The organism is Streptomyces canus, from assembly GCF_030815415.1.
Taxonomy (GTDB): Bacteria; Actinomycetota; Actinomycetes; order Streptomycetales; family Streptomycetaceae; genus Streptomyces; species Streptomyces canus_F.
In genome coordinates, this window is record NZ_JAUSWW010000001.1 from 6,209,212 (window position 1) to 6,232,280 (window position 23,069).

25 protein-coding genes are annotated in these 23,069 nt (G+C 69.9%); 17 read left to right on the forward strand and 8 right to left on the reverse strand.

Features of this window, described 5'->3' with window-relative positions; genetic code table 11:
• Window positions 1-16 precede the first annotated feature (16 nt).
• The 3 genes from QF037_RS28760 to nthA are packed head-to-tail and all read left to right on the forward strand — an operon-like array spanning window position 17 to window position 1,152.
• Window positions 17-298: an SH3-like domain-containing protein gene (locus QF037_RS28760; RefSeq protein WP_307030063.1), complete on the forward strand. Its 282-nt coding sequence runs from the start codon at window positions 17-19 to the stop codon at window positions 296-298.
• Complete coding sequence (locus QF037_RS28765) at window positions 291-578, forward strand: SH3-like domain-containing protein (protein WP_266891786.1); 288 nt, start codon at window positions 291-293, stop codon at window positions 576-578. The genes QF037_RS28760 and QF037_RS28765 overlap by 8 nt, the downstream gene beginning before the upstream one ends.
• Complete coding sequence (nthA, locus tag QF037_RS28770) at window positions 568-1,152, forward strand: nitrile hydratase subunit alpha (protein WP_307030066.1); 585 nt, start codon at window positions 568-570, stop codon at window positions 1,150-1,152. The genes QF037_RS28765 and nthA overlap by 11 nt, the downstream gene beginning before the upstream one ends.
• Here nthA and QF037_RS28775 read toward each other — a convergent pair.
• The gene (locus QF037_RS28775; RefSeq protein ID WP_307030068.1) at window positions 1,149-2,600 is read right to left on the reverse strand and encodes a tetratricopeptide repeat protein; all 1,452 of its coding nucleotides are present in this window, start codon (window positions 2,598-2,600) and stop codon (window positions 1,149-1,151) included. The genes nthA and QF037_RS28775 overlap by 4 nt on opposite strands.
• Window positions 2,601-2,692: 92 nt before the next feature.
• On the opposite strand from QF037_RS28775, the gene QF037_RS28780 reads away from it, so the two are divergent.
• A complete protein-coding gene (locus QF037_RS28780) occupies window positions 2,693-4,099 on the forward strand; it encodes an FAD-binding oxidoreductase (protein ID WP_307030070.1) in 1,407 nt (468 codons plus the stop codon).
• Window positions 4,100-4,112: 13 nt separating this feature from the next.
• Here QF037_RS28780 and QF037_RS28785 read toward each other — a convergent pair whose 3' ends face one another.
• Window positions 4,113-4,586, reverse strand: coding sequence for an SsgA family sporulation/cell division regulator (locus QF037_RS28785; RefSeq protein ID WP_307030072.1), 474 nt, complete (start codon window positions 4,584-4,586; stop codon window positions 4,113-4,115).
• Between the two features lie 209 nt (window positions 4,587-4,795).
• Between QF037_RS28785 and QF037_RS28790 the strand changes: the two genes are divergently transcribed.
• Window positions 4,796-6,406 carry an RDD family protein gene (locus QF037_RS28790; protein WP_307030074.1) on the forward strand — a complete coding sequence of 537 codons (1,611 nt, stop codon included), beginning with the start codon at window positions 4,796-4,798 and terminating at the stop codon, window positions 6,404-6,406.
• A gap of 89 nt (window positions 6,407-6,495) precedes the next feature.
• Complete coding sequence (locus QF037_RS28795) at window positions 6,496-7,176, forward strand: RDD family protein (protein WP_307030076.1); 681 nt, start codon at window positions 6,496-6,498, stop codon at window positions 7,174-7,176.
• A gap of 21 nt (window positions 7,177-7,197) precedes the next feature.
• On the opposite strand, the gene QF037_RS28800 is transcribed toward QF037_RS28795, so the two are convergent.
• A complete protein-coding gene (locus tag QF037_RS28800; protein WP_307030078.1) occupies window positions 7,198-7,488 on the reverse strand; it encodes a hypothetical protein in 291 nt (96 codons plus the stop codon).
• A 345-nt stretch (window positions 7,489-7,833) separates the two neighbouring features.
• Here QF037_RS28800 and QF037_RS28805 point away from each other — a divergent pair, with 345 nt between their 5' ends.
• Together QF037_RS28805 and QF037_RS28810 are read left to right on the forward strand one after the other, a co-directional pair.
• Complete coding sequence (locus QF037_RS28805; protein ID WP_307030080.1) at window positions 7,834-10,173, forward strand: immune inhibitor A domain-containing protein; 2,340 nt, start codon at window positions 7,834-7,836, stop codon at window positions 10,171-10,173.
• Between the two features lie 121 nt (window positions 10,174-10,294).
• Complete coding sequence (locus tag QF037_RS28810) at window positions 10,295-10,645, forward strand: hypothetical protein (protein WP_307030082.1); 351 nt, start codon at window positions 10,295-10,297, stop codon at window positions 10,643-10,645.
• Between the two features lie 18 nt (window positions 10,646-10,663).
• Here the strand turns inward: QF037_RS28810 and QF037_RS28815 are convergent, their stop codons facing one another.
• Window positions 10,664-11,257 (reverse strand): isochorismatase family protein, encoded by a 594-nt coding sequence (locus tag QF037_RS28815; protein ID WP_307030084.1) that lies wholly within the window; start codon window positions 11,255-11,257, stop codon window positions 10,664-10,666.
• 75 nt (window positions 11,258-11,332) lie between these two features.
• The gene (locus tag QF037_RS28820) at window positions 11,333-12,679 is read right to left on the reverse strand and encodes a nicotinate phosphoribosyltransferase (RefSeq protein ID WP_307030086.1); all 1,347 of its coding nucleotides are present in this window, start codon (window positions 12,677-12,679) and stop codon (window positions 11,333-11,335) included.
• 137 nt (window positions 12,680-12,816) lie between these two features.
• On the opposite strand from QF037_RS28820, the gene clpS reads away from it, so the two are divergent.
• The 8 genes from clpS to QF037_RS28855 all read left to right on the forward strand — a co-directional run bounded on the left by clpS (window position 12,817) and on the right by QF037_RS28855 (window position 18,813).
• A complete protein-coding gene (gene clpS, locus QF037_RS28825) occupies window positions 12,817-13,134 on the forward strand; it encodes an ATP-dependent Clp protease adapter ClpS (protein ID WP_142152253.1) in 318 nt (105 codons plus the stop codon).
• Between the two features lie 14 nt (window positions 13,135-13,148).
• Window positions 13,149-13,751, forward strand: coding sequence for a DUF2017 domain-containing protein (locus tag QF037_RS28830; protein ID WP_307030088.1), 603 nt, complete (start codon window positions 13,149-13,151; stop codon window positions 13,749-13,751).
• Window positions 13,752-14,099: 348 nt separating this feature from the next.
• Window positions 14,100-15,530, forward strand: coding sequence for an amino acid permease (locus tag QF037_RS28835; RefSeq protein ID WP_307030090.1), 1,431 nt, complete (start codon window positions 14,100-14,102; stop codon window positions 15,528-15,530).
• Between the two features lie 201 nt (window positions 15,531-15,731).
• Complete coding sequence (locus QF037_RS28840) at window positions 15,732-16,154, forward strand: M67 family metallopeptidase (RefSeq protein ID WP_307030092.1); 423 nt, start codon at window positions 15,732-15,734, stop codon at window positions 16,152-16,154.
• A 40-nt stretch (window positions 16,155-16,194) separates the two neighbouring features.
• Complete coding sequence (locus QF037_RS28845) at window positions 16,195-17,217, forward strand: LacI family DNA-binding transcriptional regulator (protein ID WP_307030094.1); 1,023 nt, start codon at window positions 16,195-16,197, stop codon at window positions 17,215-17,217.
• A 116-nt stretch (window positions 17,218-17,333) separates the two neighbouring features.
• Window positions 17,334-17,429 carry a putative leader peptide gene (locus QF037_RS51060; RefSeq protein WP_310736469.1) on the forward strand — a complete coding sequence of 32 codons (96 nt, stop codon included), beginning with the start codon at window positions 17,334-17,336 and terminating at the stop codon, window positions 17,427-17,429.
• 149 nt (window positions 17,430-17,578) lie between these two features.
• Entirely contained in the window at window positions 17,579-17,857 is a 279-nt protein-coding gene (locus tag QF037_RS28850) for a MoaD/ThiS family protein (RefSeq protein WP_171144370.1), read from the forward strand.
• A gap of 5 nt (window positions 17,858-17,862) precedes the next feature.
• Window positions 17,863-18,813 carry a PLP-dependent cysteine synthase family protein gene (locus tag QF037_RS28855; protein ID WP_307030096.1) on the forward strand — a complete coding sequence of 317 codons (951 nt, stop codon included), beginning with the start codon at window positions 17,863-17,865 and terminating at the stop codon, window positions 18,811-18,813.
• 24 nt (window positions 18,814-18,837) lie between these two features.
• Here QF037_RS28855 and QF037_RS28860 read toward each other — a convergent pair whose 3' ends face one another.
• Window positions 18,838-19,293 carry a type II toxin-antitoxin system PemK/MazF family toxin gene (locus tag QF037_RS28860; RefSeq protein ID WP_307030098.1) on the reverse strand — a complete coding sequence of 152 codons (456 nt, stop codon included), beginning with the start codon at window positions 19,291-19,293 and terminating at the stop codon, window positions 18,838-18,840.
• Between the two features lie 238 nt (window positions 19,294-19,531).
• On the opposite strand from QF037_RS28860, the gene QF037_RS28865 reads away from it, so the two are divergent.
• A complete protein-coding gene (locus QF037_RS28865; protein ID WP_307030100.1) occupies window positions 19,532-20,284 on the forward strand; it encodes an MBL fold metallo-hydrolase in 753 nt (250 codons plus the stop codon).
• Between the two features lie 74 nt (window positions 20,285-20,358).
• On the opposite strand, the gene QF037_RS28870 is transcribed toward QF037_RS28865, so the two are convergent.
• Together QF037_RS28870 and QF037_RS28875 are read right to left on the reverse strand one after the other, a co-directional pair.
• Complete coding sequence (locus QF037_RS28870; protein WP_307030102.1) at window positions 20,359-21,606, reverse strand: PTS transporter subunit EIIC; 1,248 nt, start codon at window positions 21,604-21,606, stop codon at window positions 20,359-20,361.
• 111 nt (window positions 21,607-21,717) lie between these two features.
• The gene (locus QF037_RS28875; RefSeq protein WP_307030105.1) at window positions 21,718-23,010 is read right to left on the reverse strand and encodes a PTS transporter subunit EIIC; all 1,293 of its coding nucleotides are present in this window, start codon (window positions 23,008-23,010) and stop codon (window positions 21,718-21,720) included.
• Window positions 23,011-23,069 lie beyond the last annotated feature (59 nt).

Below are 23,069 nucleotides of genomic sequence, written 5' to 3' on the forward strand. Positions count from 1 at the left end.
AACGTACGCTGGCCGCATGGCCAGGATCAACGACGTCGGCGGCACCCAGGGCTTCGGCCCCATCGACACCACCGACGACACCGAGCCCTTCCACGCGGACTGGGAGGCGCGGGTCGTCGGCCTCTTCAACACCCTGCGCGGTCAAGGGCTCTTCAACACCAACGAGTTCCGCGACGCGATCGAGTCGATGCCGCCCGCGGAGTACCTGGCGGCGTCGTACTACGAACGCTGGTTCACCGCGATCTGCGCGCTCCTGGAACGCAAGGGCGTGATCGGGCCGGGTGAGCTGGATGACTGACCGTTTCCCGCCCGGCACCCGGGTGCGCACCTTCCCGCACGACCCGCCGCACCACACCCGGCTGCCCCGGTACGCGCGCGGCAAGCGGGGCGTGATCGTCGAGCCGGAGGGCCCCGACGAACTCCCCGACATCAGCGCACAGGGGCGCGGGGACGCGCCGGTCGAGCAGATCTACGCGGTCCGCTTCGAGGCCCGTGACCTGTGGGGCGAGGGCGACCATCACGTCGTACTGGATCTGTGGGAAAGCTATCTGGAGGAGGACCGTGCCGATGAGCGGTGACCACCACGCCGACGCGACGATCGCCCGCCGGGTCCGCCGGCTGGAGACCCTGCTGGAGGAGAAGGGCGTGATCACCGGCGAGAAGGTGGACGAGGCGATCGACGCCTTCCTCGCCGCGTCGTCACCGGCGAACGGGGCGAAGGTCGTGGCCCGCGCCTGGAGCGACGAGGCGTACAAGGCGCGGTTGCTGGCCGACGGGACCGCCGCCGTGCGGGAGTTGGGTTACATGGACGGCTCCTACCAGCGGCTGCGCGTCGTCGAGAACACGGCGACGACCCACAACGTCATCGTCTGCACCCTCTGCTCCTGCTACCCGCTGCGCCTCCTCGGCCCGTCCCCGAGCTGGTACAAGTCCGAGGCCTACCGCTCCCGCGTGGTCCGTGAACCCCGCCAGGTGCTGCGGGAGTTCGGACTCGAACTGCCCGACTCCACGGACATCACGGTGTGGGACTCCAGCGCCGAGTCGCGCTACATGGTGCTGCCCCGCAGGCCCGAGGCAACCGACGGGCTCGGGGAGGACGAACTGGCGGCGCTGGTCACGCGCAACGCACTGATCGGCACCGCCGCGGTCTAGGACTCCGACTCCGTCTCCGTGTCCGTCTCCGCCTTCGCGTCCATCACCGGCAGCTCCTCGACCGACGGCTCACCCAACGCCGTCAACGCCTCCCGAGCCGTCCGCACCAGCAGCGGCGAGAAGTACGGGTTGATCCGCAACGCCTCCTGGAGATGCCGCCGGGCCGGCCCGTACTTCTCCAAGTTCCGCTCGATCATGCCCCGGTGATACGCGTGCAGCGCACTGCGCACCCCGCCCCCGTGCACCGTGTCCGTCGCCCGCACCGCGTACCGCAGCGCCTCCTCGTCCTGACCGGCCCGGTGCAGCGCCCACCCCAGCGCGTCGGCCACCGCGATCCCGGGCTGGCGCCGCCACTCCGCCCGCAACCGCCGTACGGCCGCCTGCGGATCCCCGTGGTCCGCCTCGAACACCCCGAGCACCAACTCCTCGTCGGCCCCACCCGCCGCGGCACCGCGCACCCGCGCCCGCAACAGGTCGTACTGGACCTGGGCCGCCTGCCGCAGCCCCAGCGACTCGTACAACTCGCCCAGTTCCAGGGCGTACTGCGGATGCGGCTGCTTGGCCAGCGCCATCCGGTACGCGCTCAGCGCCTCCGAGGTCCGCCCCAGCGCCGCCAGCACCCGACCCTGCCCGGCCTGCGCGGCCCGCTGGTCGGGGTCGATGCGCACCGCCTCCTGGAAGTGCCGCAGCGCCGGCTCACGGTCACCGCGCTCCCAGGCCAGCTGCCCCACCCGCTCCAGATACGCGGCCCGTTCCGCGGGGGCCTCGGCGCCCGCCGCCGCGTCGGAGAGCTGCGCCATCGCGTCCTCGCGCCGGCCCCGGTCCCGGTACACGGCCCCGGCCCGCGCCATCACGGCCGGCCCGCCGCGCAGCCCCTGGAGCCGCTCGAGAGTCCGCTCCGTCGCCTTCCAGTCGCCGAGGCCGGTGTAGGCGTCGAGCAGCGGCGGATACGTCGTCCAGCGCTTCGGATCCAGCTTCAGCGCGGCCTCGCCCCACTTCTTCGCGGCCCGGAAGTCCCGCCGCGCGTTCGCCAGCACGGCGAGCCCGCCGAGCGCCTCGGCGTTCCCCTCGGCCCGCACCCTCAGTGACGTACGCAACGCGTTGTCCGCCTTCGGGTAGTACGCCGGTTCCGCCGTCCGCCGCCCCTGCTCGACATAAGCCGCCCCGAGCACCGCCCATGACTCGGCGTCCCGCGGATGCCGCCGCAGATGCGTCTCCCGCTCACCGATCAGCGCCGCGAGGTCCGGCAGCGCGGCCGCCACCCCCGTGGTGACCGCCGCCCGGGCCTGCGCCCCCGGCGCGGGCGGCGCGGGCGCCTTCGGGCCCGGCGGCCGCGAGGGCAGCACCATCAGCGTCCCGCCGAGCACCAGACACCCGGTGACGGCCGCGATCACCGCCCGCCCTGCGACGCGCGAACGCCGGGGGGCCGCCTCCTCATGGTTCTCCATGGCGATCACTGTGCGTCCATACGACGAGCACACCCGGCCAGGCGACGGTTGCCGCAGACGGGGTTCACACCGATGGACCCAGGTGCGACGCTGTGATCATGAGCCGTATCGAAGCGCCTCGCGACGAACAGACAGGGAACCTGGCCGACCGTCTCCTGAGCGGTCTGCCCGCCGAGGCCGTCCTGACCGACCCGGACGTCACGGCCTCCTACGCCAACGACATGGCCAGCTTCTGCCCGGCCGGCGCCCCCGCCGTGGTCGTCCTGCCGCGCACGGTCGAGCAGGTGCGGCACGTCATGCGCACCGCCACCGAACTGCGCGTCCCCGTCGTCCCGCAGGGCGCCCGCACGGGCCTGTCCGGCGGCGCCAACGCCACCGACGGCTGCATCGTGCTGTCCCTGACGAAGATGGACCGCATCCTCGAGATCAACCCCGTCGACCGCATCGCGGTGGTCGAGCCCGGCGTCATCAACGCCACCCTCTCCCGCGCGGTCAACGAGCACGGCCTCTACTACCCGCCGGACCCCTCCAGCTGGGAGATGTGCACCATCGGCGGCAACATCGGCACCGCCTCCGGCGGGCTGTGCTGCGTGAAGTACGGGGTGACGGCGGAGTACGTCCTCGGCCTGGACGTGGTCCTGGCGGACGGCCGCCTGATGTCCACCGGCCGGCGGACCGCGAAGGGCGTCGCCGGATACGACCTGACCCGCCTGTTCGTCGGCTCGGAAGGCTCCCTCGGCATCGTCGTCGGCGCGACCCTGGCCCTGCGTCCGCAGCCGCCCGAGCAGCTGGTGCTGGCCGCCGAGTTCGCGTCCGGCGCCGCCGCCTGCGACGCGGTGTGCCGGATCATGGAGGGCGGGCATGTGCCGTCCCTGCTCGAACTGATGGACCGTACGACGGTCAAGGCCGTCAACGACCTCGCCCACATGGGACTCCCGGAGACCACCGAGGCCCTGCTGCTCGCCGCCTTCGACACCACCGACCCGGCCGCCGACCTCGCCGCCCTCGGCGCGCTGTGCGAGGCGGCCGGCGCCACGCAGGTCGTGCCCGCCGACGACGTCGCCGAGTCCGAACTCCTCCTCCAGGCCCGCCGCCTGTCGCTCACCGCCCTCGAAGCCGTCAAGGGCACCACGATGATCGACGACGTGTGCGTGCCCCGCTCCCGGCTCGGCGCGATGCTCGAAGGGACCGAGCGGATCGCCGAGAAGTACCAGCTCACCATCGGCGTCGTCGCGCACGCCGGCGACGGCAACACCCACCCCACCGTCTGCTTCGACGCGGCCGACCCCGACGAGTCCCGGCGCGCCCGCGAGTCCTTCGACGAGATCATGGCCCTCGGCCTCGAACTCGGCGGCACGATCACCGGCGAGCACGGCGTGGGCGTACTGAAGAAGGAGTGGCTGGCGCGCGAGATCGGCCCGGTGGGCGTGGAGATGCAGCGGCAGATCAAGCAGGTCTTCGACCCGTTGGGGATCCTGAACCCGGGCAAGCTCTTCTGACGTCCGCGCGCGATCACTCCCCGTCCTTCGACTCGTCGCTCGGCCACGGGTCGCGCAGCCACAGGTCGTCGGCGGGTGTCGGGGCGAGCAGGTCCGCCAGGGCCTCGTCGAGACCGAGCTGCTCGCCCTCAGACCCCGGGGGCACCACCCGCAGCGTCCGCTCCAGCCAGGCCGACACCTGGGCCGCGGGCGCCTCCAGCAGGGCGTCCCCGTCGGGCGAGCTCAGCGCCATCAGGACGACACTGCGGCCGTCCACCTTCGTCGGCCACACCCGCACGTCCCCGTGCCCGCACGGCCGGAACACCCCCTCCACCAGGAGCTCGCGGCCGAACGTCCAGTGCACCGGGTGGTCGGAGCCGATGTGGAAGGCGACGTGGACGGCGTACGGGTCGTCGGAGCGATAGCTGAGCCGGGCCGGGACCGGGATACTGCGCTCGGGCGACAGAATGAGTTTGAGCTCCAGCTCGCGCTCTACCACGGTGTGCATGTCGCGTGTTCCCCTCTCGTTTTCTCTCGTACGAGTGGAGAGAGGCGGTGCGGCCGGAACCATTACGCGGGTTCGGAAAACTTTTTCCCGGGGGTTCATGACGTTGCCCAAAAGGGGTGGGTCCGGTGGGACTGGCGGTGGGGGCGCAGCCGGTCTGATAGATGTGGAGCCCCCCATATTCACCCCCGAGCAGATACGGGACGACGGACATGAGCGCCCCAACCCCGGCCCCCGGTGACGACAGGCCCCGCGAAGGGTATTACCCGGACCCGTCCATTCCTGGATATGTCCGGTTCTGGAACGGTGCCGCCTGGGTACCGGGCACGAGCCGGCCGGCCCCGTCGGACGGCGAGGCCCCAGCGCCTCAGGCCCCCGCGCCGGTGGAGGAGACGGGCCCGCACTTCTTCGACGAGGACCCGCCGCCCGCGTCCCACCCGTCCGACGCCCAGCACGGCAGCCGTCCCGAACCCGCGTCCGCCTGGGGCGCCGACCGCTCCCGTCAGTCCGGCTTCGGCGGCGATCAGGACCGCCTGGTCTCCTGGGGCTCGGCGGCGGGCACCGACCCCCGCGTCCCGTCGGACACGACGAGCGGCGACGGCGCGGCGACGATCCCTCCCGCGGAGTCCGACCGGGCGGCCTCGGGCAACACGTTCGTCTTCCGCAGGCCGACACCCGGGGGAGCGGCCCCCTCCGGCCCGGGCGCGACACCGCAGGTCGGCCCCGCGCCGGGCGGCCCCGCGCCGGGCGCCTCCGGCGGCCCGGCCTTCAGCGGTCCGGGTGCGGCAAGCGCCCACGGTTCCTCCGCCTCCGGGCCCGGTGCTTCCGGGGGCCCCGCCTTCGGTGGCGCGGGTTCCTCCGGTGCCGCGACTCCCGGTGTTCCCGCCCCCGGTGGCCCGGTCGCCGACGAGGGCACCATGACCTTCCGGGCGCTCGCCCCGCGCACGCCTCAGCAGGGTGGGGCGCAGGGCGGAGGCACGGGCGGCGCACGGTCCGACGGTGCGGCGGGCGGCTTCGGTGCCCAGCCCGCGGCCACCCCCGGCTTCGGCGCGGGCAAGGCAGCCGCCGACCGTGCCGCCCCCGCGCAGGCCGGTGTCCAGGGCGCCGTCGGACAGGCGGCCTCCGCCGGTCCCTCCGGCCCGCAGCAGGCGGCTCCGCAGGCCCCGGCCGCCGCCGTCCCCCAGCAGTCCACCCCCATGGCCGGCGGCGCCGGTGGCGGTCAGGCCTCCTGGGCCCAGCAGGTGCACCGTCTCGCCGCCCCCTCCGGCGAGGACCAGCCCGTCGCGCCCTGGAAGCCGCCCGTGGAGGACGTCTTCCAGGCCGCCGCCCGGCGCCAGGCCTCCGCCCGCCCCGCGGGGCTCGGCAAGCGGCTGACCGCCCGGCTGCTGGACACCGTCGTCCTCGTCGGCGTCACCGGCGCGGCCGCCGTCCCGCTCGGCACCCGGGCGCTGGACCACGTCAACGAGAAGATCGACGCGGCCAAGCTCTCCGGCGAGACCGTCACCGTCTGGCTCCTGGACGGCACGACCTCCGCCTACCTCGGCATCGTCCTCGCCGTCCTCCTCGTCTTCGGCGTCCTCTACGAGGCGCTGCCCACCGCCAAGTGGGGCCGCACCCTCGGCAAGAAGCTGCTCGGACTGGAGGTCCGGGACATCGAGGGCGGCGAGCCCCCGACGTTCGGCGCGGCCCTGCGTCGCTGGCTCGTCTACAGCGTCCCCGGTCTGCTCGCGATCGGTGTCGTGGGCGTCGTATGGGGCCTGTTCGACAAGCCGTGGCGCCAGTGCTGGCACGACAAGGCCGCACATACGTTCGTAGCGGGATAGCCCCATACGGCACCAGGGCCACCGGATTCCGTACCCCGGACGGCCGCTCGCCGGATGCGGAGCCGTGGGGATCGCGGTCGACTCGGGCCATGAGCAGCGAACCGCCCCCCGGCTCCGGCCAGCAGCCGCCGGAAGACGACCCGTTCAGGAAGCAGCCCCCGTCGTCGGGCGACGAGGGTTCCCCGTACGGCAGTCAGCCCCCGCCGTCAGGGGACGCGGGCCCGCCGTACGGCAGTCAGCCCCCGCCGTACGGAGGCGGCAGTCCCTACGGCGGCGGTGACCCGTACGGCGGTGGCTCGTACCCGAACGACCCGCTCGCCGGCATGCCCCCGCTCGCCGACAGCGGCAAGCGCACGCTCGCCCGGATCATCGACATGATCCTCGTCGCGATCGTCGTCTGGCTGCTCACCTGGGGCTTCGGCGTCAACGAGTACGACGTGGACCCCGACAAGGTCGAGTACGGCAAGTCCTTCACGCAGTCGCTCATCACGGCCGTGCTCTACATCGCGTACGACACCGTCATGATCAGCCGCTCCGGCCAGACGCTCGGCAAGAAGTGGCTCGGGATGCGGGTGGCGAACCTCGAGAACGGCTCCACGCCCTCCGTGCAGACCGCGCTGACGCGTTCGGCGGTGCTGTGGATCCCGTTCGCGTTCTGCTGCGCCTGTGTCTGGACCGCGATCTCGGGCGGCTGGAGCTTCTTCGACAAGCCCTACAAGCAGGGCCTGCACGACAAGGCGGCGAAGACGGTGGTGGTCAGCACCAACTGACCACCGGGGGCCGTCGGTTCATCAGGAGGCGGCGCGCTCGTGCACCGGCTCGGTCGCCAGTACGGTGACCGACGCCGGTACGGGCGTCTGTGCCGTCTCCGCTGTCTCGGTGGCGGGCTTGCGCACCGCGACCACGCGGGCCTTGGGGATGGGGACCGTCATGGCGACGAGCAGCCCGAGGGCGAGCGCCGCGACGGTGATGACCGCGATCCCCAGACCCGAACTCGTCTGTGACAGCAGCAGCATGGCGAGCGTCGAGAAGATCACGGTGAACGAACCGTAGGCGAGCTGTGCGGCAGTCGGACGAGGCATGGCAATCGTGTCCTCGGAAGTGGGGGTCCACGGGGGTGTCGGCCTGGCTTTCCGCCGTTTTGGGGCGTTCCGCCGAATGACTCTAATCGCGTGCATGCCCGAGCGGAACGAACGGTAAGCGTGACCTAACCAACAGTACCGGTGCATGGGGGGCGCACGGAGTCATACCGTCCACGAAGTGGACACGCGCGAGCGCCGGTCGAGGGCGGCTCGGGATGTTCTCGAGATGTTCGTAAAGCGGACGTCGGGTCCGCATAATGCACTTGTCCTGTTCAAGTCAAGGTCTGTCTTTTCTTCTGAACCTCTAGTCAAATGCCGTCACTTGACTAGGGGAGGAAGACTCAGGTGCCCAGCAGACCCTGGACGTTCAGAGCGGCCGCGACCACCGTCGCACTGGCCGCCGCGACGGCGACCATCTCGACCTTCGCCGTCGCGCAGGCCGACACCACCGCGGCACCGGCCGCGGCGCACCGCACCGATCCGCAGCCGGCGAAGACCACACAGGAGCACGACTTCGACGGCCCGCTCTCCCGGACCCAGGAGGCGCAGCGCGAAGAGGCGCTGAAGCAGGTCATATCCGGCGCCGCCACGGTCAAGAACCGTGACGGCTCCCAGGTCGTCGAGCTCAAGAGCCGCAAGGGCGACAGCAAGTACGTCGAGCTGGGCCGCGAGCGGACCGACAAGATCTTCACGATCCTCGTCGAGTTCGGCGATCAGACGGACCCCCGCTACGGCGGCACGCCCGGCCCCGCGCACAACGAGATAGCCGAGCCGGACCGTGCTCAGGACAACAGCACGGCCTGGCAGCCGGATTACAACAAGGCCCACTTCGAGGACCTCTACTTCGGCGACGGCACCGCGTCGATGAAGACCTACTACGAGAAGCAGTCCTCGGGCCGCTACTCGGTCGAGGGCGAGGTCACCGACTGGGTCAAGGTCCCCTACAACGAGGCCCGTTACGGCTCCAACTCCTGTGACACCTGCGCGTGGAACGCGGTCCAGGACGGCGTCACGGCATGGGTCGCCCAGCAGAAGGCGGCGGGGCGCACCGAGGCCGAGATCAAGGCGGACATCGCCGAGTTCGACCAGTGGGACCGCTACGACTTCGACGGCGACGGCGACTTCAACGAGCCCGACGGCTACATCGACCACTTCCAGATCGTGCACGCCGGCGAGGACGAGTCCGCGGGCGGCGGCGCCCAGGGCGAGGACGCCATCTGGGCCCACCGCTGGTACGCGTTCGGCACCGACTCCGGCGCCACCGGACCTTCGGGCAACCTGCTCGGCGGCACCCAGATCGGCGACACCGGTATCTGGGTCGGCGACTACACCATCCAGCCGGAGAACGGCGGACTCGGCGTCTTCGCCCACGAGTACGGCCACGACCTCGGTCTGCCGGACCACTACGACACCTCCGGCGGCGGCGAGAACTCCACCGGTTTCTGGACCCTGATGTCCTCCGGTTCCTGGCTCGGCACCGGCAAGGACACCATCGGTGACCTGCCCGGTGACATGACCGCCTGGGACAAGCTGCAACTGGGCTGGCTGGACTACGACGTGGCGAAGGCCGCGACCAGGTCGAAGCACAAGCTCGGTGTCGCCGAGTACAACACCAAGAACAAGCAGGCGCTGGTCGTCGAGCTGCCCGAGAAGGCGGTCACCACCGAGATCGTGGCCCCCGCCCAGGGCGCCACCCAGTGGTGGAGCGGCAGCGGCAACGGCCTCAGGAACACGCTGACCCGTTCCGTCGACCTCACCGGCAAGTCCGCGGCGACACTGAGCCTGGACGGCTGGTGGGCCACCGAGGCGAGCTTCGACTTCGTCTACACCGAGGTCTCCACCGACGGCGGCACCACCTGGAAGGCGATCGACGGCACCGCGGACGGCGCGGCCCTCCCGCGCGACGCCAGCGGCCAGCCGACGCTCACCGGTTTCTCGCAGACGTACAAGAAGCTGTCCTTCCCGCTCGACGCCTACGCGGGCCAGAAGATCGGCCTGCGCTTCCGCTACTCGACCGACGGCGGCGTGGCAGGGAAGGGCTTCGCGGCGGACCGGATCACCGTGACGGCCGACGGTGCCGCCCTGTTCGCCGACGACGCCGAGACCGCGGACGCGGCCTGGACGGCGAGCGGCTTCACCCGTGTCGGCGCGACCGTCACGGACGACTTCGCGCAGTACTACATCGCGGAGAACCGCCAGTACGTGTCGTACGACCGGACGTTGAAGGCCGGCCCGTACAACTTCGGCTTCTCCACGACCCGTCCGAGCTGGGTGGAGCACTTCCCGTACCAGAACGGTCTGTTGATCTGGAAGTGGGACACCTCCCAGGTGGACAACAACACCAGCGAGCACCCCGGTGTCGGACTGCTGCTGCCGGTCGACTCGCACCCGACGGCGCTGAAGTGGTCCGACGGCACCGCGATGCGCAGCCGCATCCAGGCGTACGACTCGCCCTTCAGCCTGTTCCGCACGGACGGCATCACGCTGCACAACGCGGACGTCGCGAAGAGGATCCCGTCGTCGAAGGGGGTGTCGGTCTTCAACGACCACACCAGCACGTACTACGACGCGACGACCCCGTTCGCGGGCGTGAAACTCACTGACACCAACACCAAGATCAAGATTGTCAAGGAGGCCCTGAACGGCTCGACGATCTCGCTCGAGGTCGGCCGCGCGGTGAAGTAGTCGGCATTTGCGCAGGTCAGAAGCGAATCGGCGGTGACCCCTGGCGGGTCGCCGCCGATCGTGTTTAGGTGCGTCCTGATGGCTTTCTTATTGACACCGGTGCACACGGGGGTGTGACTGCATGGCCGCAGGAGGTTTCTGCAAGCTGCCGACAGGCAGCGTGGTGGTGGCGCTGAACCTGCCCAGACCCGCCACCGACGGCACGGGCTGCGTCCGTGTCCTCGTCCACGCCCGCAACCGCGCACGAGCCCTGACCAGGCTGCGCAACCTGGGCCTGCGGGCGGTCTACCTGCGTGGCAACGCGGCCCCGCCGACCCCGGACGAGGTGACGGCCGTCCTGCATCATCCGGACGGCCTGATATGGCGCACGGCCCCTGACAACGCTGTCGCGGCGGTGCCGGGACCGGAGCTGCCCCAGGAGCTGTGGCACCCGATCAGGGCCCTGATCAGGAGGCCGGCGGCACCGGCCTAGTCACCGGACGCCGGACGCCTACGCGACGACCGGCTTCCCCGACAGTTCCACCCCGGCCCGGCGCAGCTCCTCCAGCGCCCGGTCGGTGGTCTCCTCGGCCACCCCCGCGGTGAGGTCGAGGAGCACCTGCGTACGGAAGCCCTCCCGCACGGCGTCCAGCGCGGTGGCCCGTACGCAGTGGTCCGTGGCGATGCCGACCACGTCCACCTCGACGACCTCCCGCGCCCGCAGCCAGTCGGCCAGCGTGACGCCGTTCTCGTCGGCGCCCTCGAAGCCGCTGTAGGCCGCCGAGTACGCCCCCTTGTCGAAGACGGCGTCGATCGCGCCGGAGGCGACGGCGGGGGCGAAGTTCGGGTGGAAGCCGACGCCCTCGGTGCCGGCGACGCAGTGCGCGGGCCAGGAGTGGGCGTAGTCGGGGTTGTCGGCGAAGTGGCCGCCGGGCGCGATGTGGTGGTCGCGGGTGGCCACCACATGCTGGTAGCCGGAGCCGCCGGCGGCCTGTCCGATCAGCTCGGTGACGGCGGCGGCCACATCGGCACCCCCGGCCACCGCGAGACTGCCCCCCTCGCAGAAGTCGTTCTGTACGTCGACGACGATCAAGGCGCGGCGCATGGTGGGTGTCCTTCGACTAAGAGTGAACTTACGAGCCTAGAGACTTCGACGGCGCTGCGGGAGGGCGCACCAGCATTAGCTACCCGAGCGCCCGTGTACGTACTCCGTCGGAATGACCGGTTCCCCGCGCGACAGCTGGGTCGCCGACAGCGGCAGCCCGTCGCGCGCGGCCGTGTGCCGGTCCCGTACGACGTCCAGCGGCTCGCGGGCCACGACGTCGCCGCTCTTGACCAGTTCGACGAGGAGCTGCCGGTCCACGAGGTCGGCCGGGACGGCCCCGGTGCCGACCACCTCGGTCTCCGCGATCCCGTCCGCGTCCAGCCGCCGGGCCGCCCACTTGCGGCCGCCGATGGAGGTCTTGCCGCCGGAGGACTTCTTCGCGACCGGCACCAGCGGCGCCTTCACGTCGGCGGACTCGGCGCGGGCGACCAGCTTGTAGACCATCGAGGCGGTCGGGTGCCCGGAGCCGGTCACCAGCTGCGTGCCGACGCCGTACGCGTCCACGGGAGCCGCCGCGAGCGAGGCGATGGCGTACTCGTCGAGGTCCGAGGTCACGATGATCTTCGTGTCCCGGGCGCCCAGCTCGTCCAGCTGCTGGCGCACCCGGTGGGCCACGAGAAGCAGGTCGCCCGAGTCGATACGGACCGCGCCCAGCTCCGGTCCGGCCACCTCCACGGCCGTACGGACGGCTTCCGCCACGTCGTAGGTGTCCACGAGCAGGGTGGTGCCCCGGCCCAGCGAGTTCACCTGGGCCCGGAAGGCGTCGCGCTCGTGGTCGTGCAGGAGGGTGAAGGCGTGGGCGGAGGTGCCGACGGTCGGGATGTTGTAGCGGAAGCCGGCCGCGAGGTCGGAGGTGGAGGCGAAGCCGCCGAGGTAGGCGGCGCGGGAGGCGGCGACGGCGGCGAGCTCGTGGGTGCGGCGGGCGCCCATCTCGATCAGCGGGCGGCCCCCGGCGGCCGAGGCCATCCGGGAGGCGGCCGCGGCGATCGCGGAGTCGTGGTTGAGGATCGAGAGGATCACGGTCTCCAGGAGCACGCACTCGGCGAAGGAGCCCTCGACCCGCATGATCGGCGAGCCCGGGAAGTAGACCTCGCCCTCCGGATAGCCCCAGATGTCACCGGAGAACCGGTACGAGCCGAGCCAGTCCAGGGTCTGGGCGTCGACGATGTTCCGTTCACCCAGGAAGCGCAGGACGTCCGCGTCGAACCGGAAGTTCTCGACGGCGTCCAGGACCCGCCCGGTGCCCGCGACGACGCCGTACCGGCGCCCGTCCGGCAGCCGCCGGGTGAAGACCTCGAAGACGCTGTGCCGCTCGGCGGTACCGGCCTTCAGCGCGGCCTGCAACATCGTGAGCTCGTACTGATCCGTGAAGAGCGCCGTCGAGGGAACGTCCACCGGCAGCCCAAGGTCCGCTACGTCCACGAAAGCTCTCCTTAACGTGAATCTCCGGGTCCCCCAGGTCGGCCGGGGGTCCGGGGGTTGTCCCCCGGTGTATGCGGCATACGACGGGATGGTACTCCCTTCTCGTCGGTGTGACGATTTCGGTGATGCGTGGCAGCATGGGCCATGTGACGTCACCCGCTCCCGTAGAGATCGAACGCACCGAGTCGGCGGAAGAGGTCTTCGCCGTACCCGAGCCGGACGTCCCCTGGGTCACCATCGTCCACAACGACCCGGTCAACCTCATGAGCTACGTGACCTATGTGTTCCAGACGTACTTCGGGTACTCGAAGGACAAGGCCACCAAGCTCATGCTCGACGTTCACCACAAGGGCCGGGCGGTCGTCTCCAGCGGATCCCGCGAGGAGATGGAGCGCGACGTGCAGGCGATGCACGGCTACGGTCTGTGGGCCACCCTCCAGCAGGACCGGAAGTAGCTGAACTCACCTTCATGCCTGGACACTTCGAACCGCTCCCCGGCGGCGGCGCGGCCGTCGCGCTCGACGACGTCGAGATCTCCATCATCCGCTCACTGGCCGTCCAGCTCCTGGAGCTCATCGGGCCAGGGCCCGCCGAGGACGCCCCCGACGACCCGCTCGCCGAACTCTTCAACGACGGCCCCAGCGAGCCGCCCTCCGACCCGGTGCTCAGACGCCTGTTCCCGGACGCCTACAGCGACCCCGAGGGCACGCCCGGGCCCGAGCAGGCCGAGGAGCAGAAGGCGTACTCCTCGGAGTTCCGCCGCTACACCGAGAACGACCTGCGGGCCGGCAAGCGGGACAGCGCCCTCGCGGTGATCCGCTCCCTGGACGCGCTGAGCCCGGTGGGCGACGGCGGGGCGGTGCTCAAGCTGTCGCCGGAGGAGTCGCGCCAGTGGCTCGGGGCCCTCAACGACCTGCGCCTCGCGATCGGCTCCCGGCTGGAGATCGCCGACGAGGAGGACACCGACCTCCTCTACCGGCTGCCGGACGAGGACCCCCGCAAGCCGATGGTGATGGCGTACCTGTGGCTGGGCGGGCTCCAGGAAACCCTCGTCACGACACTGCTTCCGTGACCTTCTGGCGCAGTTTGTGACCTTTTTGTGTTCGCTCAGCGGACGCTCAAATCCGGATAACGATCACGTCACCGTGCTGATGGCGTATGCCCACTCCGGTATTTGTTTGTCCGCTTCTTCCTGTGCTCTGCGCCACATCTCGCACAGGTGATCAATATTGCGGCCGTGATAAATCTTCACGACCGCCCGACGAACACCACCCGTATGTTCGCTCGGGTGCGCCACCGAGCCGGTAACCACCGGCCAGGCATGAGCGAACCCGCTCAACTCCACTATCCGGGGGGATCGAGAACCGATCCGAGGCCGACGAGAGGCCCGGTTCGGTATGGAGAAAGGCGCACCACACTTATGACCTCCGCTCAGGTCGACAAAGGCTCGGAGCACACCTCCGAAGAGGGTTACGAGCGTGGCCTCGGCAGTCGCCAGGTCCAGATGATCGCGATCGGCGGCGCCATCGGCGTCGGTCTCTTCCTCAACGCCGGGGCGAACATCGCCAAGGCGGGCCCCAGTCTCATCCTGATGTACGCCGTCGCCGGCGTCATCATCTTCTTCATCATGCGCGCGCTCGGTGAACTCCTGCTCTACCGCCCCGTCTCGGGCTCGTTCGCGGAGTACTCCCGCGAATTCCTCGGCCCGTTCTTCGGCTATTTCACCGGCTGGACGTACTGGCTGCTGTGGGTCGTCACCGGCATGGCGGAACTGACCGCCGCCGCGATCTACATCCACTACTGGTTCCCGGACGTCCCGCAGTGGGCCTCGGCGCTCGGCTTCCTGGTCGTGCTGTTCGTGGCCAACCTGATCTCGGTGAAGCTGTTCGGCGAGATCGAGTTCTGGTTCTCGATGATCAAGGTCACCGCCCTCATCGGCATGATCGTGATCGGCCTCGGCGTCCTCACCTTCGGCTTCAGCGCCGCCGGCGACACGGCCGCCGTCTCCAACCTCTGGGCCTTCGACGGCTTCTTCCCCAAGGGCATCGGCTCGTCCCTGATGACCCTCCAGGGCGTCATGTTCGCCTACCTCGCCGTCGAGCTGGTCGGCGTCACCGCCGGTGAGTCGGAGAACCCCGAGAAGACCCTCCCCAAGGCGATCAACACCCTGCCCTGGCGCATCGGGCTCTTCTACGTCGGCGCCCTCACCGTCATCCTCTGCGTGGTCAAGTGGACCGAGTTCGCACCCGGCGTCAGCCCCTTCGTCAAGGCCTTCGCCATGATCGGCATCCCGGCGGGCGCGGGCATCGTCAACTTCGTCGTGCTGACCGCGGCCCTGTCCTCCTGCAACTCCGGCATGTACTCCACGGGCCGCATGCTGCGCACCCTCGCGGACAGCGGCGAGGCCCCCAAGGCCTTCAACAAGCTGTCCGTCACGAAGACGCCGGCGCTGGCCATCACGGTGTCGGTGCTGTTCATGGGCATCGGCGTGGTCCTGAACTACATCGTTCCGGAGAAGGCCTTCGGCTACGTCGTCTCCGTCGCCACCGCGGCGGGCATCTGGACGTGGCTGATGATCCTGCTCAGCCATGTGCGGTACCGCCGCGCGGTCGAGGCGGGGCGCCTGCCGGCGTCGTCCTTCCCGGCGCCGGGCGGTTCGAAGGGCTCGTACGTCGCCATCGTGTTCCTGCTCTTCGTGACCGGCCTCATCGCGTACGACTCCGAGTCCCGGGTGTGTCTGTACGTGATGGCGGGCTGGGCCGTCGCGCTCGGGATCGGCTGGGCCGTGCTCAAGGCGCGTAATCCGGAGATCGCCGAGCGGCGCGAGCCGGAGTTCGAGAAGGTCGGCTAAATGCTCCGCGGACAGGCCGTGGATTGACTGCGGCGCCGTCGTGGCTGGTCGCGCCCACGCGGCGGTAGCCGCAAATTGACACAGCCCCGCGCCCCTAGGTGGGTGCTGCACCGCTTGTCCAGGACGCCCCGGCGTCCGGCATATGGGCCGTCCCGTACCACCCGTCGGTACGGGGCGGCCCGTCTGCTTATCCTGGCCAGCATGCTGACCATCACCCAGGCCCTCGTCGACCAGATCGTCGCGCACGCGCGCAAGGACCACCCCGACGAGGCGTGCGGCGTCGTCGCGGGGCCGGCCGGCTCGGACCGTCCCGAGCGCTTCATCCCGATGCTGAACGCGGCCATGTCGCCCACGTTCTACGAGTTCGACTCCGGCGACCTCCTCAAGCTCTACCGCGAGATGGACGACCGCGACGAGGAGCCGGTGGTCATCTACCACTCCCACACCGCCACCGAGGCCTACCCGTCCCGCACCGACGTGAGCTACGCCAACGAGCCCGGCGCGCACTACGTCCTGGTCTCCACCGCGGACACCGACGGTCTCGGCGACTTCCAGTTCCGCTCGTACCGGATCGTGGAGGGCGAGATCACGGAGGAAGAGGTCACGGTCGTCGAGGCATACTGATCACCGTACGCCCGATCAAATCGCCCTATCGGAGACGGTGTTGACGCGACGGTTCCACGGACAGCGCCCCACGATCGAGGACGTCGCACGTCAGTCGGGGGTGTCGAGATCCACGGTCTCGCGGGTGATCAACGGCGAGCCCAAGGTGCGCGCCGAGGTCGTCGAACAGGTCCGGCAGGTCATCGCCGAGCTGGGCTACGTCCCCAACCAGGCCGCCCGGCAGCTGGTCACCCACCGCACGAACGCCGTCGCCGTCGTCGCGGACCAGCCGGACGGCCGGCTCTTCCTCGACCCCTACTTCGACCGCCTCCTGCGCGGCATCCGCAGGGAACTCGCCCTGCACGGCGCCCAGGCCGTCCTGCTCTTCCTGGACGAGCCGGACGACCACGCGCGCGTGGCCGACTACCTCGGCGGCGGCCACGTCGACGCGGCCGTCCTGTTCTCCCTGCACCCCGGCGGCCGGCTGCACGAGATGATCGGCCGCCTCGACATCCCCGCGGTCTTCGGCGGCCGCCCCCTCCTGCTCGACGGTGACACCGTGCGCGCCCACGCCTATGTCGACGGCGACAACCGCGGCGGAGCCCGGCAGGCCGTCCGGCACCTCGTCTCCCTGGGCCGCCGTCACATCGCGACCGTCACCGGCCCCCACGACCAGGAGCACTCCGCCGCCGAACGCCTCGCCGGCTACCGCGACGTCCTCCCCGACGCCCCGCCGGAGCTGGCCGAACGCGCCGACTACACCCGCCAGGGCGGCACCGACGCCATGGCCGCGCTGCTCGACCGCCGCCCCGACCTGGACGCCGTCTTCGTCGCCTCGGACCTGATGGCCCAGGGAGCCCTGGAGGCCTTACGCGCCCGGGGGCGCCGCGTCCCCGAGGACGTGGCCGTCGTAGGGTTCGACGACCTCGCCGAGATCGCCGAGGCGACCGATCCACCGCTGACCACGGTCCACCAGGACGTGGGGGAGATGGGGCGCCTGATGGCCCGGCTGCTGTTCGACCGTCCCGCGGACCTCCCCTCGGTCGTCGTACCCACCCGGCTCGTCCTGCGCGCGTCCGCCTGAGCAGCGCGGTCCGAACCGTGCGGTCCGAACAGTGCGGTCTCACTCCCCGGCCGCAATCCGTCCGGAATGTGGGATCACATTCCGGGACCCGGGACGGGAATCGATACGATGAGCCCATGGTTTTTGACGACGTGAGCGAAAAGACGCCGGGCATGCTGCTCGTGGCGCGGCTGCACGTCGACCTGTGCAGGCTCGCCAGCGCCATCTGTTGACGCTGCCCCCTGCCGCCGAACGGCCGTGAGCCGCTGGGGGTACCTCCCGCGCGAGCGCAGCCGAGCGTGGGGGAGCCTCACCCGACGACCTGCTGAAATGCGCTGCCGCGCGCCCACCGACCAGACACTTCCGACAGGAGCCCGCAACCATGGCCATCGAGGTCCGCATCCCCACCATCCTCCGCACCTACACCGACGGCCAGAAGGCGGTGGAGGGCAACGGGGACACCCTCGCCGAGCTCTTCGCCGACCTCGAGACCCGGCACCCGGGCGTCCAGGCCCGCATCGTGGACGGCGGCGAGCTGCGCCGCTTCGTCAACGTCTACCTCAACGACGAGGACGTCCGCTTCCTCGACGGCATCACCACGAAGCTGTCGGACGGCGACAACGTCACGATCCTGCCGGCCGTCGCCGGCGGCATGGCCTGATCCCGATGCGCTACGACTCCCCGCTGGCCGCGGTGGGCAACACCCCTCTGGTGCGCCTGCCGCGGCTGTCGCCGTCCGACGACGTCCGCGTCTGGGCCAAGCTGGAGGACCGCAACCCCACCGGCTCGGTCAAGGACCGCCCGGCCCTGCACATGATCGAGCAGGCGGAGAAGGACGGCCGCCTCACCCCGGGCTGCACCATCCTGGAGCCCACCAGCGGCAACACCGGCATCTCCCTGGCCATGGCCGCCAAGCTCAAGGGCTACCGCATGGTCTGCGTGATGCCCGAGAACACCTCGCAGGAGCGCCGGGAACTGCTCGGCATGTGGGGCGCGGAGATCATCCCGTCGCCCGCCGCGGGCGGCTCCAACACGGCCGTACGCGTCGCCAAGGAACTGTCCGCCGAGCATCCCGACTGGGTGATGCTCTATCAGTACGGCAACCCGGACAACGCGGGCGCCCACTACGCCACGACCGGCCCGGAGATCCTCACGGACCTCCCCTCCATCACCCACTTCGTGGCGGGCCTCGGCACCACCGGCACCCTGATGGGCGTCGGCCGCTACCTGCGCGAGCACAAGCCGGACGTCAAGATCGTCGCCGCCGAGCCGCGCTACGACGACCTCGTGTACGGCCTGCGCAACCTCGACGAGGGCTTCGTGCCCGAGCTCTACGACGCCTCGGTCCTGACGACCCGCTTCTCGGTCGGCTCCGCGGACGCGGTCACCCGTACCCGCGAACTCCTCCAGCAGGAGGGCATCTTCGCGGGCGTCTCCACGGGCGCCGCCCTGCACGCCGCGATCGGCGTCGGCCACAAGGCGCTGAAGGCGGGGGAGAGCGCGGACATCGTGTTCGTCGTCGCGGACGGCGGCTGGAAGTACCTGTCGACGGGGGTCTACACGGCGGCGACGACGGAGGAAGCGATCGAGACGTTGCAGGGCCAGCTCTGGGCGTGACCCCTCGTCACCCTCCTTGACGCGTTACGTCGCCAGGTGACGGACCTGGTCCCACAGGACCGGGTCCACCACACCCACCCGCCGCCGGAAGTCCCACACCGCCACCTCGCGCAGCTCGTCCGTCTCCAGGAAGCTGGCGCGCCCGTGCGCATCGCCCACCGAACCCGGCGGCAACGGGATCACCCCGGCCCGCTCGTCGTGGTACTTGCTGGTGATCTTCGCGACGACCGCACGCCTGCCGCGCACCGCGAGCACCAGACACGGCCGGTCCTTCGCCCCCGGCCCGTCCTCGAAGGGCACGTTCGCCCACCAGATCTCCGCGGGCCGTGGACGCGCGGTGCCGGTCCGCGGCCCGGGACGCCCCGGCGGCCGCGTCCTGCGACCCTCCGGCCTGCGCCCCCGCCCCCATCCGTCCACGAGCGTGGCGACCAGCGCCAGCAGTACCACCGCCGCGAGCGCCAGCCACCAGGACGTGTCCATACGGACGACGTTACCGGCGCACGATCCGCATCGCGCGCCTTCTGCTCAGCCTTACGCGCCCCTGGTCCAGCCGAACCGGTGACAGCACAGGTGAGTTCGCCCACAACAGCCCTTGGCGGAGGAGCGACAAGGGGTTTTGCGCCTTACGCTCGACGGACCGCACGACCCCCGAGTCCCCTTTCCCGATCTTCTGGATTCCTGGATCTCCTGGATTACCGCCAGCGGAGGTTTCTGCTTTATGAAGCTCACCGTCGTCGGCTGCTCGGGGTCGTTCCCGTCCGCGGAATCGGCCTGCTCGAGCTACCTCGTAGAGGCCGACGGCTTCCGGCTGCTTCTCGACATGGGCAACGGTGCCCTTGGCGAGCTGCAGCGCCACTGCGGTCTCTACGACCTCGACGCGATCTTCCTCAGCCATCTGCACGCCGACCACTGCATCGACATGTGCGCGTACTTCGTCGCACGCTACTACCGCCATGACGGCGGCCGCTGCGATCCGATCCCGGTCTACGGACCCGAGGGCACGGAACACCGGCTGACCACCGCCTACGCGGACACCCCGACCGCCTCCTCCATGAGCGAGGTCTTCGACTTCCACACGGTCAAGCCGTCCACCTTCGAGGTCGGCCCTTTCACCGTGCACACCGAGCGCGTGGCGCATCCCGTGGAGGCGTACGGCATCCGCGTCGAACACGGCGGCAAGTCGCTCACGTACTCCGGCGACACCGGTATCACCCCCGTGCTGGACGAACTCGCCCGGGACACCGACCTGTTCCTGTGCGAGGCCGCGTTCACCCACGGCAAAGAGGACATCCCCGACCTGCATCTCAACGGCCGCGAGGCGGGTGAGGCGGCGGCCCGGGCAGGCGCCCGCCGCCTGGTCCTCACCCACATCCCCCCGTGGACCGACCCGCAGGTCAACCTCGCCGACGCCCGCGCGGTCTACGACGGCCCGGTGGAGCTGGCGACGCCGAGGGTGTCGTACGACATCTGAGTCCTGGTACGCACACGAAGGCCCCGGAACCTTCCCGGTCCGGGGCCTTCGTCATGCCGTACGGCGGTCGGAACTCACGCCTTGGTGAGGTCCTCGACCTCCTCCTCGGGCTCGCGGCCCGGGGTGGGGAGGTTCCACTTGGTGATGGCGAAGCGGAAGACGGTGTAGTAGACCGCGGCGAAGACCAGGCCGATCGGGATGATCAGCCAGGGCTTGGTGGCCAGGTTCCAGTTGAGGCCGTAGTCGATGGCGCCCGCGGAGAACGTGAAGCCTGCGTGGACACCGAGCGCCCAGGTGATCGCCATGGAAATGGCCGTGAGCACCGCGTGGATCACGTACAGCACCGGGGCGATGAACATGAACGAGAACTCGATCGGCTCGGTCACACCGGTCACGAAGGAGGTCAGGGCGAGCGAGACCATCATGCCCATCACGGCCTTGCGGCGCTCGGGACGAGCGGAGTGGGCGATCGCGATCGCGGCGGCCGGCAGACCGAACATCATGATCGGGAAGAAGCCCGACATGAACTGACCGGCGGTCGGGTCACCCGCGAAGAAGCGGTTCAGGTCACCGTGCACCACGGCACCCGCGGAGTCGGTGAAGTCACCGATCTGGAACCAGGAGACGGTGTTGACGAACTGGTGCATGCCGATCGGGATCAGCGCACGGTTGATCAGGCCGAACAGACCGGCACCCACCGAGCCCAGGCCGGTGATCCACTCACCGGCGTCGGAGATGACCTCACCGATCGGTTCCCAGACCAGACCGAAGAAGACGCCCATGGCGGTGCCGACGAAGGCCATGATGATCGGGACGAGCCGGCGGCCGTTGAAGAAGCCGAGCCAGTCCACCAGCTTCTTGCGGTGGTAGCGCTGCCACAGCACCGCGGACAGCAGACCCATGAGGATGCCGCCGAGGACACCCGGGTTGTTGTAGGTCGCGGCTATGTCCGCGCCTGCCTGCACCTTGGCCTCCGTCACCGGGAAGGCCTTCAGGACATTGCTGTAGACCAGGAACCCGACCAGCGCGGCCAGCGCGGTGGAGCCGTCCGACTTCTTGGCGAAGCCGATCGCGACACCGATACAGAACAGCATCGGCAGGTTGTCGAAGATCGCGCCACCGGCCGTGGCGAAGACCGCCGTGACCTTGTCGGGCAGGTTCAGCTTGTCCTGCACGTCCGCCTGGCCCAGACGCAGCAGGATGCCCGCCGCCGGCAACACGGCGATCGGAAGCTGCAGGCTGCGGCCGACCTTCTGCAGGCCCTGGAAAAGACCGGATCCCCGCTTCTTCGCGGGGGCCGCCGTGTCGGTGGCGGTGCTCATACGTCCTCCATCGGGTGGTGGTCTACACCACTCAGTGGTGTAGACCTGTTCTACACGATGGAGGCCGATATAAGGAACCCGTCAATTCCGCAACCGGAGGGCTACGTACGGTCAGACCTTCGTGACGTCCTCGACCTCGTCCTCCGGCTCCCTGCCCGGAGTTTTCAGATCGAACTTCGTGATCGCGAAACGGAAGATCACGTAATAGACGACGGCGAAGCACAGACCGATCGGAATGATCGCCCACGGTTTCGTCGCCAGATTCCAGTTGATGATGTAGTCGATCAACCCGGCCGAGAAACTGAACCCGTCGTGCACCCCGAGCCCCCACGTCACCGCCATCGACACACCCGTCAGCAGCGCGTGGACCACGTACAGCAGCGGCGCGATGAAGAGGAACGAGTACTCGATCGGCTCGGTGATCCCCGTGACGAACGACGTCAGCGCGACGGAGAGCATGAGACCGCCGACCTCCTTGCGGCGACTCGGCTTGGCGCAGTGCGTCATCGCCAGGGCCGCCGCCGGGAGGGCGAACATCATGATGGGGAAGAACCCGGACGTGAACTGACCCGCGCTGGGGTCGCCCGCCAGGAACATGCTGATGTCACCGTGCACCTCGGTGCCGTCCGGCTTGGTGTACGTGCCGAACTGGAACCAGATGGGCACGTTGAGGAACTGGTGCAACCCGATCACCAGCAGAGCCCGGTTCGCGATACCGAAGATGCCCGCACCCCAGGCGCCCGCGTCGCTCAGCCAGTCGCTGAAGTTCTCCAGTCCGTCACCGATCGGCGGCCAGATCCACAGACACAGCGCCGCGAACACGATCGCCACGAACGCCATGATGATCGGCACCAGCCGACGCCCGTTGAAGAAGCCGAGCCAGTCCACCAGCTTCGTACGGTGATAACGCGCCCAGAAGAACGCCGCCAGCAGACCCATCACGATGCCGCCGAAGACACCCGGATTCTGGAACGTGAACGCCGTCACCGTGCCGTCCGCCGAGGCCACGCAGCCGATGCCGGTCACCGTCTCCGCCCCGGCGGGACAGTCCTCCGGGAACTGGCGCAGCACCGAGTAGTAGACGAGAAAGCCCGCCACCGCGGCCAGCGCCGTCGAACCGTCCGACTTCTTCGCCATGCCGATCGCCACGCCGACGCAGAACAGCAGGGGCAGCCCCAGCTGGCTGTCGAGCAGCGCGCCGCCCGCCCCCGCCATCACCTTGGCCACGTTCGTCCAGCCGAGCCCGTCGTCCCCGAACACATCCGGCTGCCCGAGCCGGTTGAGGATGCCCGCGGCCGGCAGGACAGCGATGGGAAGCTGAAGACTGCGGCCCATCTTCTGCAGGCCCTGGAACGCCGACTGCCACCGTCGGCGTGCGGGAGAGATCTCGGTCTCGGAACTCATGAGTTGGCGACCGCCTGTCAGGTGGTGTAGACCAGTTACGACGATTGGTTGCTGTGACG